Annotated in this window: 7 protein-coding genes; 3 read left to right on the top strand and 4 right to left on the bottom strand. The window is 54.6% G+C overall.

The window, feature by feature from the left end:
• The first annotated feature begins 6 nt into the window (after nucleotides 1-6).
• The 3 genes from NTD81_RS17970 to NTD81_RS17960 all read left to right on the top strand — a co-directional run bounded on the left by NTD81_RS17970 (nucleotide 7) and on the right by NTD81_RS17960 (nucleotide 2,738).
• Nucleotides 7-675, top strand: a complete 669-nt coding sequence (locus NTD81_RS17970) for a response regulator (protein ID WP_262184096.1) — start codon at nucleotides 7-9, stop codon at nucleotides 673-675.
• A 76-nt stretch (nucleotides 676-751) separates the two neighbouring features.
• Nucleotides 752-2,098, top strand: coding sequence for a sensor histidine kinase (locus NTD81_RS17965; RefSeq protein ID WP_262184370.1), 1,347 nt, complete (start codon nucleotides 752-754; stop codon nucleotides 2,096-2,098).
• A 58-nt stretch (nucleotides 2,099-2,156) separates the two neighbouring features.
• The gene (locus NTD81_RS17960; protein ID WP_262184094.1) at nucleotides 2,157-2,738 is read left to right on the top strand and encodes a nucleosidase; all 582 of its coding nucleotides are present in this window, start codon (nucleotides 2,157-2,159) and stop codon (nucleotides 2,736-2,738) included.
• A gap of 754 nt (nucleotides 2,739-3,492) precedes the next feature.
• Here NTD81_RS17960 and cysC read toward each other — a convergent pair.
• From cysC to NTD81_RS17940, 4 genes are all read right to left on the bottom strand, one after another.
• On the bottom strand, nucleotides 3,493-4,122 hold the full coding sequence (gene cysC / locus NTD81_RS17955) for an adenylyl-sulfate kinase (RefSeq protein WP_262184093.1): 630 nt from the start codon (nucleotides 4,120-4,122) through the stop codon (nucleotides 3,493-3,495).
• Between the two features lie 336 nt (nucleotides 4,123-4,458).
• Complete coding sequence (locus NTD81_RS17950; protein WP_262184092.1) at nucleotides 4,459-6,342, bottom strand: hypothetical protein; 1,884 nt, start codon at nucleotides 6,340-6,342, stop codon at nucleotides 4,459-4,461.
• 314 nt (nucleotides 6,343-6,656) lie between these two features.
• Nucleotides 6,657-10,508: an RCC1 domain-containing protein gene (locus NTD81_RS17945; protein ID WP_262184091.1), complete on the bottom strand. Its 3,852-nt coding sequence runs from the start codon at nucleotides 10,506-10,508 to the stop codon at nucleotides 6,657-6,659.
• A 390-nt stretch (nucleotides 10,509-10,898) separates the two neighbouring features.
• Nucleotides 10,899-12,941: an autotransporter outer membrane beta-barrel domain-containing protein gene (locus NTD81_RS17940; RefSeq protein ID WP_262184090.1), complete on the bottom strand. Its 2,043-nt coding sequence runs from the start codon at nucleotides 12,939-12,941 to the stop codon at nucleotides 10,899-10,901.
• Between the last annotated feature and the right edge of the window lie 479 nt (nucleotides 12,942-13,420).

The raw sequence follows: 13,420 nt of genomic DNA, 5'->3' as shown, positions 1-13,420 counted from the left end.
TTGAGCATGCGTGTATTACTCGTAGAGGATGACCTGCTGTTGGGTGATGGCATTCAATTGGGCCTGCGCCAGGAAGGCGACCTAGTCGAATGGCTGACCGACGGCCTGCTGGCCAAACAAGCGCTGGCGACCGATGAATTCGACTTGGTGATACTGGATATTGGCTTACCGCGATACAGTGGATTGGAGGTGCTCCATGACCTGCGCAAGAGTGGCTCCAAGGTTCCCGTATTGCTGTTGACGGCCAGAGATGAAGTGGCGGACCGCGTCAAAGGGCTCGATTACGGCGCCGATGACTACCTGACTAAACCCTTTGATTTCGAAGAGCTGCTGGCCCGTGTCCGGGCCCTGGCGCGCCGCGCGCTGGGCCGTGCGGCGCCGCAACTGGTACACGGTAATCTGTGCCTGGACCCGTCCACGCATACCGTGACGGTGGACGATGATTTGATCAATCTCGCACCGCGCGAATATGCGCTGTTGCGCCTGCTGCTCGAGAACAAAGGCAAGGTGCTGACGCGGGCTCAGCTGGAGAACAAACTCTATGGCTGGAGCGGCGATGTCGAAAGCAATGCCATCGAAGTTCACGTGCACCACGTGCGGCGCAAAACTAGCAACACATTAATCCGCACCATACGCGGAATGGGCTACACCATCGCCGACGAAAAAATGGGTTAGCTCGATGCGCTTCGAACCTTTTGCAATATTCAGGCACACAGCACCGCACAAGCCGTCAGTGCGTAGGCTGCTGTTGGTGTGGTTGTTGGGCAGTTTTATCGTGACGTGGTTGATGGTGATTGCCTTCACCTATTACTTGTCCACGAGCAAGATCGAAAGGTTGTTCGACGAAGACATGCTCGACTTCGGTCAGGCGGCGCTCAATATCCTCGCGGTTACCACCAGCGATGAACGACTTGGCCTAGATGCAGGCGCGATGCAGCAGGGTATCGAAGCCAGTCGTGAAGCGATCAAAGGCCTGCCCCTTCTCCATCGCGGCGGTGTACTGGCCTACGCGCTTTGGTACAAAGGCGAGCCGGTGCTATCGAGCCCCAACTTGCCCAAGAATTTCACAACCGCCCAGGACGGTTTCAGCTCGCTCAAAACGACAAACGCCGACTGGCGAGTGTTGAATATGCATCAAGGCGACGTGCAAGTATGGGTCGGAGCAAACATCAGCTATCGCCGTCAGACCATGAATTTGCTGCTGATCAATTTGCTGTTTCCCCTGCTGCCGGCTTTCCCCCTGTTGGCATTGATGATCTGGTTCAGCGTTTCCCGTGGTTTGTCACCGCTGCAGGCGGTGCAGGCCGAGGTACACAAGCGTTCCGACCGCAACCTTGAACCGATTGCTTTGACTCGCGTCCCCGTTGAGATCCACGGCCTGGTCGGTGAACTCAACTTGCTGCTCGAACGCCTGCGCAACACGCTTGAGGCCGAGCGCAGGCTGACTGGGGATGCCGCCCACGAAATTCGCACCCCCCTCGCCGCCTTACGCACCCATGTGCAAGTGGTGCTGCGCTCGACGGACCCGCAGTTCCAGGCTCACGGCCTGCAGCAGATCAACCGCAGTGTGACGCGCATTACCACGCTGATGGAGCAGATTCTGCTGCTGGCTCGCCTCGACAGCGATGCGTTGATCGAAGAGTTCTACCCGGTCGACTTGTCGGCAGTGGCCGAGTCGGTGGAGTCGGATCTTTTGGTTCAAGCCTTCGAAAAACGCATCACCTTGTCGCTCGAACAGACGCCAGTGAGGATCATCGGCATAGAGTTGTGGCTGAAGATACTGCTGAGAAACCTGATAGCTAATGCGATTCGCTATACGCCTGCCGGTGGCCATGTCAGCGTACGCATAGAGCAACACGAGCAGCATGCGCTGATATCGGTCATGGACGATGGGCCGGGGATTACCGCGCAAGAGCAGAAGGTGATCTTCAAGCGCTTTTATCGGGGCACTGCGGCCTCGGGTGATGGGCAAGGCAGTGGGTTGGGTTTGCCGATCGTCAAGCGGATCATCGAAGTGCATAAAGGAACCATTTTGCTGTCGCAGGGCTTGCAAGGCCGCGGGCTGGGCGTAACGGTATCTCTGCCGAAAAGAATCTAGAGAGCAGCGCCGCGCTGCTCGATCCACTCTGCACACTCGACGTATAGGAAACTTTGCCGTGATCCATCTTGATGAAAATACCCGCATCGCATTGGCCGATACGCTCTTTGTCTTTGCACTTGAAGCCGAAGCTGGCGATGCGTTCAGCCATGTCGATACGCTGTTCACCGGCATCGGCAAGGTCAATGCCGCTATCGCCTTGGTGAGGGCCTTACAGACACGCAAGCCGAAGTTGATCGTCAACCTCGGCTCCGCCGGCAGCCCGCGCTACCACAAGGGTGAACTGGTGTGTTGCACACGCTTCCTGCAACGGGACATGGACGTCACGCCCCTGGGTTTTGCCCGCTACCAAACACCTTTGACCGATGTGCCGGTGGTACTGGAGCAGGGCCTGTCCCTGCCAGGTTTGCCATTGGGCACCTGTGGTACGGGCGACAGCTTCGAGACCAACCATGGCGATGCTCCCTATGACGTGGTCGACATGGAAAGCTACGTACTGGCTCTGATTGCCCGTGACGAGGGGATTCCGTTCCTGTGCCTCAAATATATTTCCGATGACGCTGGCAGCGATGCGGCAGACGATTGGTCGGTACAGGTACACCTTGCGGCGCAGGCTTTTGCCGAGGTGCTGTTGCGCTAAGAGGCTGGAGATAAAATCCAGCAGTAAGCCGCCGAACCAGCATGCGAGCAGAGCCCGCCATACTCACTCACATCGAGCGAATGATCGTGGGGCATGAGCAGTCGCCTAACCGGTTTCAAACTCGAAGCAGCCGGCCTAGTTCTCGTACAGGGCTATTCAATTGCCGAGGTCTGCAAGTCGATGGTCAAAGCCTGACGCGGTTACGCCGCGAGGTCGAGCAACTGCGCAGCGAGTGTGGAGGCGCCACTCTCTGCGCAGCAAGGCCATAACGTTCGAGACGACAGGGTCTCTACCTGGCCATCTGATCGTCAGCCCCCTCGATTCCTGCTACCACCACGGTAGTTACTTTATGTCGGCCACTGCGCGTTTTTACCGGGCTTGAAGGCGGGTGCAGTGTTGCTAACTAGGCATTATGTTCACTGAGGTAGGTGGCACTAAGGCCCCTGCTGTTGCTGCTAAAGCTTGGCGTAATTAGTGGCGAACCCAATGGCGCCTTGTTAATGCAAGCGGCGGACTATGCTCTCAGCCTTGTATATAAACTGGCCAACCTTTATAGCGTGTCTGGACCATTCCTAGAGTTTCCGCTGCAAGGAGCAAACGCGTATTGAATCGTGATAAAGCGCAATCTCAACTTCGCTATATGCAGCGGCGTGAAGATCTTCGCTATTTTATCAGCATGAAGATTGATGATTGTATTAATAAGTATTTGCAGCTAATTCAAAAAAGAGCATGTGCAGTGGAAGTTAGTTAAGCTCTATCGCCTCGTTCTATTACGAATTTTGGTTGCAATAACTTCAACTGCTTGGGCTACAGAGCTATTGCTGGTATCGATATAAATATCAGGTTGCGCTGGCACCTCATAACTGCTGTCAATGCCCGTCATATTTTTGATTTCACCGTTTCGTGCCTTTTGATACAGGCCTTTGGGATCACGCTGTTCACAGAGGGCTAGAGGTGCATCGATAAACACTTCGATAAAGTCATCGTCACCAATCAAGTGCTTAGCCATTTCGCGCTCAGCCTGAAACGGGCTAATAAAGGCGCTGATAACGACTAGGCCGGCATCCAGCATCAACTTTGAAACTTCTGCAGCGCGGCGAATATTCTCATTACGATCCGTATCAGAAAAGCCTAAATCTTTATTTATGCGTTGCCGAATATTGTCACCGTCGAGAATGAAAGTAAGCACGCCAGATTTATGCATTTCCACCTCTAGAGCATTGGCGATGGTGGATTTACCAGCGCCAGATAATCCAGTCATCCAGATAACCACTGCGCGTTGTTGGATCAGGATCTCACGCTGCTCACGGGTGATACTGATAGTTTGGCTATGAAGATTATTTGGGACGTCTGTAGCACTGTTCTTTATCGGGGGGCTGGACATGGATTATGACTTATTAGTTATTTGGCTTGTGACGATATTGAAAAACTATATATCCAGTTCATTTAATTATATTTTTCGGTTGGGGTAAACAATTGTCGACGCCTATCTCTTAAAACTGTGGTGCATTACTTAGATCTTAGCGTTAGCTATCCCAACTCGTCCGTCCGTACTCTCTGTTGCTTGTGGTGACCTTTAGCGGCTCGTGAAGCTGTTTTAGTGCTGGCCTGTGGGGAATGGTCAGTGCAGTTTGTCGCCTGGTGTGAGGCATAAGCCAACGGCGCTATGGCGTGAATAGATGGCCACGCCAGGCGCCGCTGGTTTTAACGCGATTTAAGCTTAGGGATGACCCAGCTCAATTTTCACTATGGCTTGCGGTGCAGCCGTTTCTGTGCCGCCTTGGGTAACGGTGTACACAGCTCTGCCAGAGCCTTGCTGGGTAGGACTGACTTCAGCAATGGGTTGAATGAACTCGTACGGCACTATGAAACTGACACCTGCAGCCAGTTCTGGTTGGCCTACGGTCTTGCTGGTGTTGAATTGGGTTTCAGAAATGTCCGTCCCTTCTGCTGCGTTGGTGCTGGAGAAGGCTAACCAGTCGAGAGTTACGATATCGCCGGCCTTCATGTTTTCATATACCGCGACTAGGAGGTTGGCACCATTTTCAACCTGTTCAGGCAGTAACCAGCCATTTTCGCTGGCATCTGGGAAAGTGGCAGCCAGTAAGCCGCCTGGACCGCCGGGGGTGGACATATGGATATTGATTGAGGCGGCCGGAGAGGACACCGCATTGCCAGGTTTATCCGGCAGGCTAAGGCTGTAGTAAAGCGGCCATGCAGGGTCGTCTGGGGTGCCGGAGATGGTTGTGGCAAGGAGTTTGGAGGGTTCAAAGACTTGGGCGGTGACTTGTTCTGCGGTTACCGCGAAGCTGCCCGCTAATTTTCCGGGTGGAGCGCCCCAGTACAGGGTCACTAAGTCTTCTGCTTTGGCTTCCTTGTAGAAGGGTACTTGCACCGTAGCGTCTTGGCCTAGGTCTTCCGGTGTCAGTTCGTTTGTATGTTGGGTCGAGCTGAGCAGCGTCGGCGGCTTTAACGCTTCGTTTTCTGGTGTGCTTGGATCTGGGTCGATAGGCCCGACCGTTTCTATATCGACTTTGACCGTGATGGGTGGAGAATCAAAGTTCAGGCCAGCACGGCTCACCACATAGCTCACTTCCACCTGACCGCTGCCTTCGGCAATCACCGTGCTGCGCGGTACGCTGACGAGGATTGGGAAATCCTCAGGGAATACTAAGGCCGGTGATAGCTTGGTGGTGCCCCATTGGGCCACTACTAGATCGGTGGCCCCAGCGTTTTGGTATTTCTCGATCTGCACGACTACGCCCATGTTGGCGTCTTGGAGATCAATCCCCGCGTCGTCTTCGGCTAATGGTACTTTGGGCGCTTTTAGGCCACTGGGCGTCGGGGTGAGCAACACATTGATATCGATGGCAACCGAAGGTAGGCCATCGAAGCCTGCACGGCTGGTGAGGTAATAGTCGGCAATTTGGCTGCCTTCACCTGCTTGGCGTACCACATCTCCGGTGATCACTACCGGCACTTTTTTCGCCGCTACCTCTGTATCTGTCAGGGTCACAGGTGTTAGTGGAATCTCGGCCCAAAAGGCGTGCACCACCTCACCCGCTTGCATCTGTACGTATTCGGGTACAGTGGCGATGACTTGATCGCCGTTGGCCGCGAGGTATTCAAGCGTTAGCCCTTCACTAATAACTTGAGCATCAAATACTAAGGCGGGGGGGACGTTATTTTGATTGGGAGGAGTGTGATCGATTTTGATATTGACCACTGCTGATTCAGAGCTGGTGCCGGAATCAGCTATAACCTTGTAGTTAAGTGGGAAAGTTCCATCGCTAATCAGTTGTTCAGGTTTGATGGTAAGTGTGTAAGGGAACTTTTCGATTTCTTCAATAGTGACTTTATGGATCTCGGCATCATTCCAGTAAATATATAAAGTGTCTAACGGGAGCGGCCGTTCCCACTCTTGGATAAGCACTTGCAGACCACTGAGGAGAACTTCCTTGGGCAGCAAATTGTCTGGCGCCAAGGCTTGTGGTACTTCAGGCGCGGCGAGGTCACGGGGTTGGCCTTTATGGGTCAAATAGGCCTTAAGACGTAGAGCGCGCTGGTTACGACGGGCTTGTTCTGCGGAAATCAGTGTTGACATGCTATTTCTCCATCTACAACTAGGTGTCGTTGAGAATGTGCCAGATGGCACTTGTGCAATTCGTACTGACATGGCTCGCGAATTACTTTATTTACTGGATAGTTATGTTTAAGTTTTCTTTGGTTGTATTTCTCCATTGGCTATTGGTCGATTTTAAAAAATCTATCCTGCTGCGCGGTCTATAAGGCTGCACGGTTAGCTAGATTATTTGTTTGAGTATTTTTGTTGTTTTCTGTAGTTGATTTAATTGACCGTTACGCTGCTGTTAGTCATCGGCACCTTTTTAAAAAAGGTGCCGAAAGATTATTTTCAATTTAATTAGATTTATTCAGTAGTTGCGGCTGCACCTCGTAGGAGATATTGCCGTTGATTAAATGAATGACGCCGCTGCTATTGCCGCCACTGGATTCTTCACCGCCACTGTCACGACCCCAGGTGATCAGTCGGCGGTCATCACACAAGGCAGCAAAGGAGTAGCCACCTGCGTAAATTCCGCGGACGTTGCGCAGCAGCAGTTGTACATCGCTACTGTCTCCGCCGTACTTTTTATCCCCCCAAGTGACCACTGTGCCGTTGCTGCGCAGGGCGGCAAAGGCATAGACGTTCCCGGTGACTTGAACGATGTCGTTGAGATATTTGATGGCGTCCGGTATCTCACCGCCATAGCTGCTATAGCCCCAGGCAACTACTGAACCATTGCTGCGCAAGGCGCAGTAAGCATATTCGGTAGCCGACACTGAGACGATATCGTCAAGCAGGGCAATGGCATTTGGTAACTTGCCACCGGAAGACGAGTCGCCCCAAGTGGCCACACGGCCATTGGCGCGCAAGGCGGCAAAGCCAAAGCCATTGGGGGTGATTTCAACGATATCGTTGAGGATTTGGATCTCATCCGGCACTTTACCGCCGTAGCCACTGACCCCCCAGGCTGCTACCCGACCATTACTGCGCAGCAAACAGTAAGAGTCGTATAGGCTACAGGCGGCGCTGGTTACATCGGTTAGGGCGGCGACGGCCTCAGGCATTTCATAACCTTGACCCCAGGAAATGGCTGAGCCATCACGGCGTAGGGCGATAAAACGGTTGTAGCCACCAACTACCTGGTAGATGTCATCGGCGATGGCCGCCTCGGGGGTAAGTTCACCGCCGTAGGCAGTCTTGCTCCAGGCAAAGACTTGTCCGCTGCTGCGCAGCCCAGCACAGGCGCCGGTTACGTAATCGCCGCTGGCCACGCTGAGTTGAACATCAGTGAGTGCGGCAATGTGCAGGGGTAAATCCGAGTCGTCGTCGCCCCAAAAGCAGATAGCGCCGTTGGCTCGTTGGGCGATAAAGCCATCGTGTACGGCGCTGAGGCTTAACACATCCTTGAGGGCGATGGCCTGAGTACTGGCCACCCCACCCATATACTTGTAGCCCCAGGACACCACTCGCCCGGAGTCGAGCAGCACGGCCATGGCACTGTACAAGTTGGCCCCATTGCCGATGACATTGGAGCGGTTAAGCACCACCGTGTCTTCGCTGGTAAACACCCGCAACAATTTATTCGGCTGGGTATCGCGGAACAGACTACCCGTGACCACCTGCTCTTCGTCTTGGTACTGCCAGTTGGCGCTGATGGGCTCGCGGCTTTGTGCATCGAGGGCGATCAGCTTTTGCCGGTGTACTAAGGGGCCGTTACGGTAGCTGGTCGCCGAGCGGCCGCCCATGACCAACAGGGAGCCGTTACTGAGGCTGCTGTTGATGCGATAGGTGGCGGTGTTAGAGGTTTGGCTGCTGCTCGTGCGCTGAATGCTGTAGTCCAGACTGACGCTGCCGCCATCGCCTGCAACCACCACGCTATAGGGGATGGTCAGGAGTAGGTCTTGATTGAGTTCCGCACTGCCTAGCGCATGACTGACCTCAGTGCTGGCCGCCTCATTGGGACCACGCCAGTGTACTTGCACTTGATCATCCACCTGCCAAGCTGCGGATTTATCAATCCGGACTGTGGCGCCGTTGAGGACATCCGCTGGATTGATCTCGTCACCTTGGGCCTCATCGACTATCGGCAGCGGCAGCGTGTTGGTTTCAGCCACTACCCTTAGTTCAAGTACTTCCGATTCCCCCGCCGGACCGTCATAACGCTCGACCTGATAACTGACTTGGACCTCACTGCCAACTTGCTTGGCCACTTCTGCTTGTGGGACGACAAATAGTTGCGCCTGTCCCGCCGAGCCGGCCGTGACTGACAGGCTGTCTTGCCAGATGCCGCCATCGCCACTCCAAGTGAGCTGCAACGTATCACCGGCGGCCATCGCGCTATACACCTCGATGCGCACACTGGCGCCGTTGGGTACTGAACTTAAGGCCAGTACACCGTTAACCGCCTGCTCCACCACCGGTGGTGCTAGCAATTTGGCTGTGCCGATTTGTAAGTACAGCCACGCCGAACTTTCGCTAGTGTTGTTCGTGCGGGTTAGCGTGTAGCTAGTTTGGGCTAGGGTGTTGCTAGCGATTTGGCTGTTGTCGACGTGGAAGTTAACTATCTTGCCCACCATCGAGGCGCTAATGGGTAGCCAGTCGCTGTAGTTGCCGGTGTTATCGGTATTCCACAGTAGATCTAAGCGGTCACCCTCGCTCATGCTGGTATACGGTTGGATCTCCACGGTGGCCATCAGTACATCGGCCGGCAGTACGCCGTCGATGGCTTCGCGCACCTGTGGTGCCGGTAAGCTGCTCGCCACGCTGCCTACGGTCAAAGTGAGTGGTGCGGACTCTTCGGTGCCGCCATTAGCGGAGCTTTCTACGCTGTAGTAAAGGGTGACGCTGCCGCCATCCAGCACGGAAATTTCGCTGCCTGGAACGATAAAACGCTGTACCTGGCCGGCACCAGAGCCGCTGACGAACAAGGTGTCGCGATAGTCAGTGGGCTGGTTGTTTTGCTTTAAGCCCTGCCAAATCAAGTTGACTGTATCGCCGGCAGCCATACCGAGATAAGGCTGAATTTCCACGGTCGCCGAGCTTAAGCTGGCGGTCAGTTGGCCATTCTCTGCCTCGAGCACCACCGGCGGGCTGAGGAGCAGCACCTCGCCCACGACTTGAATCTGGGTGGAGGCTGAAAACAGCAGGGTCTCAGAGCCTTGTTTTTTCAGGGTATAAGTCACCACCGCATAGCCGTTGGCGATGGCCGCAACCGTGTCGTAAGGCACGCTGAATTCTTCCACCTTGGGTACTTCGCTGAGTACCCGTGTATCGCTCCAAGGTACCAAGATCAAGTTTTCGTTGTGACCTTCCCAGCTTACTTGCAGTTGATCACCGCTGTTGAAATCGGGGGCCGAGGTGACGATTTGAATCGTGGCCGATTGGCCATCTAAGGTGGACAGCTCTAGTACTGACTGGGACGCTTCTTCGACTATGGGCGGGTCGAGTACATCATCAGATGCTCGCACCTTCACTGTGGTTGCCAAGGACCAGCCCATCGAGCGGTTGGAGGCGGCATCAAATACTTGGTACATGAGTGTGATCTCGCCGTCACCGGCGGCGAGGATTTGCGCTTCGTTGATATGGATTACCACGGTCTGGCCGACTGCAGTTGCATCCAGGGTGTAAGTCTGGATTTGGCCGCCCCAGCTCAGATTGATGCGGTCATATGGTGCTTGGTTTAGGTACGTGACGACGCTGACGTCAACGCCTTGGGCCGCCTCAGTCGGACCGACGCCGTTGAGAGCGATGTCCTCCGGTACCAAGGGGGCGGCTAGGTTTTCGTTGGTGTTGGGGGTATTGGGTAGCGGATCGATACCGCCAGGCAGGTCCAATTTAACCCGCACAGCGCGGCTTTCCGAGAAGAACTCTTCTTGGGTACTACTCACCCGCAGCAGTTTGTAAAACGGCTCGAAGTCGCCGGCCCTGAAGCGCTCCTCGGGTAGCTTGAGGCCGAGGCGTTGGTTGAGCTCATCTTGGGTCACTACAACGCTAGCAAAGGACACCTCAGAGTCGTCCCAAAACACTTCGATAATGTCGCCCACGGCCATCCCTGAGTAGGCCTCAACATAAACGAATAAATCATTGGCGATCGCTGCCATGCCCACCCCGCTTAGGGCTGAATTGGGCTCGTTCCAAGGGATAGGAACGGCATCCGGGATATATAGGGCAATAAGGTCGCGGGTTGTGGCGGTGGGCGCGGGCATGGTGTATCCCTCAAAACTTTACGAAAACAGAAGATCGGCCAACCGGCCGGTGGCCTGTCGGATGCGCTGGGGTGGATAGTCGGTAAGGCTTAGCGAGTTGCTGGGCGCTGGGTTATGGCCCTTGATGTGCAAGGCTGAGGGTTTGGTCAAAGGCTGGGCAGGCTATACAGATGTGTATGCGCGTGACTAAGGCGCAGCAGTAAACGAACGCGGGGTCTAGCCGCTTTGCTCGTTGACCTTGGTGATCGCTGGCAAGCATTACCAGCAACGGGGTAGGCATTGGTGTGTACATGTTGCACTCTCCATGCTGAATCAGTGCTGTCCCCGCGCAGCAGGTTAGCTGGCTCGTTGATGGCCAGCTAACTGGGGGCACCTTAAGTGCGAGTTACATCACCACAGGTAACGTAGGCCGAGGTTGACGCCGAAGGGCTGCTCAATGTTTTCGCCGTTGCTGTAGTCGAAGTTGGCGTGTGCTTGCAGGCGCTCACTCAGGCTAATCGAGCCGCCTGTAGTGACTTCAAAACGGCTCCCGGACATGTCATTGGTGAAGGTGTCGTCATTCACTTGCACGTCGTTGTTCTGCACAAACTCATGGGCTGCTGCCAAGCGCACATAGAGCTGTGTGGTGTAGTTGGAAGCGCCAGTGTGGAAGTTTTTACCGAAGGTTGAACCGGCTTTGAGCAAGCGCGAGTTGGCATGGTTGCTGTCGGCGCGCATGCCGTTGTCCAGCGAGTAATCGTCGCCATCAACCCAGAGCATGGAGTATTGGGCGAAAGGCTCGACGAACCAGCCCGAGGTGTAGTTGAACGTGCGACCGAACTCAAATGAGCCACCCACGCCATTGTTGTTGTAGTCCCCCTTGGCCTTGGTGCCGTCGCTCATGCGTACGTCGGCGTCATTTTTGAAGCGGTTGAATTTCACCGAGCCGTCGAAGTACCAGCCGTTATCAGCCATATAAGTGTTGTAGAGACCGACGTAGTAGCTGTCGACTTCACCGGAAGTACCCTCGTGGATATCCAAGTCGGACTTGCTGTAACCAACCATGGCGCCGACCAACCAGTTACCTGTGCTGCTTTCGAGTGGGAGATCGGCACCGAAGCTAATACCTTGCTGGTCTTGTTGATAGGCCAGATTGGCCGCCGCCGAAAGCTTGTAGCGATTGCCGTAAGAGCGCATCCACAAACCGCCTTCACTGCTGCCGGTGCGCAGTTCACCTAGGCGGGTGCGTAGCGAGCTTAATTCACCATACCAAACGCTAGGAGCGGCGTTAAACAAGCCTAGTACGGCACTGGTGCTGGGCGTGATGCCGCCACCTCCACCATTGGCTTGTTGGGTCAGATACCAGTCATTGCCCTGTTGTTGCAGCTCGTATTGGTAGGTACCTAGATCGACTACGCCGCCGATCACGGAAAAGCTAGCATCACCGCTACCGGTGTGGATGACCTGCAAGCTGCCATCTTCTGAAGCAGGCTCCGCCCCTGTGTTTTTGATCGCCAGTTGATGGTTGCCACTGGCTTCACCGGTGACGGAAATAAGATCACCTTGCTCCATGGCTAAATCGGTATTCAGGGCAAATGTTCCTGAGCCCGATAGACTGTCCATGGTCAGGGTATTAAAGCCACCACCTGAACTGACCGCGATGGTGCCGCCGCTCATCGAGACTGATCCGACGCTCGCGCTGTCGACCATAAACCAAGTGGCGTTGCTGTTAACGCTGAGGCTGTCGACGCCTGTTAGTTGGCCGGTTAAGGACGCCGAATTTTGTAAGGTCAGGCGGCCGGTACTGTCGGCAGACACCAGCATATCGCCGGTAAGCGCACTGTTATCCACCGTGAAGTTGCCGATGGCGCCGTCAGTCACTTCCATCAACACGCCATTGCCTGCACTTAAGGTCGAACCATTGTTGATAAAGACGTTGGCCTCGGAGGTGATTGGGCCTTCACCTGGGGCCAGTTCAAAGGTATCAATGACAATGGCGGAGCCGGTTAGGCCGGTGGCACTGGAGTTATCCAGGGTCAGGGTCGGGCTTACTTCACGACCACTGCTTGGAATATCGGTTTTTAGCAGAGCGCCATTTTTATCGCCGGTGAGACTACTGCCTTGGCTGGCGATCACTTCGCCGCCCGTCAGAGTCGCGCCAATACCGCCATCGTACTGACCTGTGCCGCCTTGGGCTTTGCCAGTGGCCTGCACATTGCTGAGTTCGATGGTGCCATTGGTGGTGGTGTTGATCGCCCGCTCTGCTGTAACGCTGCTATCGCTGATGCTGACGTGGGTCTGGTCGGTGCCGTTAGCGGTGGCGTTAACCCCAATGCTACCTGCCTGGCTGGCTGTGATAGTGGAGTTCTTGATGGTGGCGGTGGTGTTAGTCGTGGCATTAACCCCCGAGCTTTCAGTGCCAGTGGTGTTAACGTTGGCACCGTCAAGAGTCACTGTCGAGTTGGTTGATCGGATGCCGTTGCTTTCGGCTCCAGGGTTGAGAGTGAGCGACGCACCAGCCGATAAGTCCCAAGACTCGGCTGTATCGCCGGGTTCTACTGTATGGGTCGTGCCGACAAGTGGAGCTGCCTGCAGACTAGCGACTAACGGCAAGAGCAGCGGCCCGAGTATGCGGATATAGAAACGAGTATTGCGCATAGTAGTAAATTTCCTAGTAAATCAAACGCTGTTGGGGCTTTATCCTTCGCTAGAATAATTAATGCAGGCCAAGTCCTTGGCTCTGCCGCGAGCCTGTCGGCTAACAGCTTTAATAATTGTGATTGTTAATACGCAAAAACATCATTAATGCGTACATAGCATTCGGGGGTAGGCGGTTAAACCATGCTATATCCCAAGCAAAGTATTAAGCGCATTACATGGCGAAGTGCAGTGTTAGCGGCAACAGCGGTGAGCGTAGCATATGGCAGATGGAG

The organism is Pseudomonas sp. 5P_3.1_Bac2, from assembly GCF_025465995.1.
Lineage (GTDB): Bacteria > Pseudomonadota > Gammaproteobacteria > Pseudomonadales > Pseudomonadaceae > Aquipseudomonas.
Note: the sequence above shows the minus strand (reverse complement) of the source record. Positions and strands in the feature narration are given on the sequence as shown.

What these genes read in the sequence shown, in the direction of transcription:
- NTD81_RS17970 (WP_262184096.1), top strand. Translation starts at nt 7, where the DNA reads ATGCGTGTATTACTCGTAGAGGATGACCTGCTGTTGGGTGATGGCATT.
- NTD81_RS17945 (WP_262184091.1), bottom strand. Translation starts at nt 10,508, where the DNA reads ATGCCCGCGCCCACCGCCACAACCCGCGACCTTATTGCCCTATATATC.
- cysC (WP_262184093.1), bottom strand. Translation starts at nt 4,122, where the DNA reads ATGTCCAGCCCCCCGATAAAGAACAGTGCTACAGACGTCCCAAATAAT.
- NTD81_RS17950 (WP_262184092.1), bottom strand. Translation starts at nt 6,342, where the DNA reads ATGTCAACACTGATTTCCGCAGAACAAGCCCGTCGTAACCAGCGCGCT.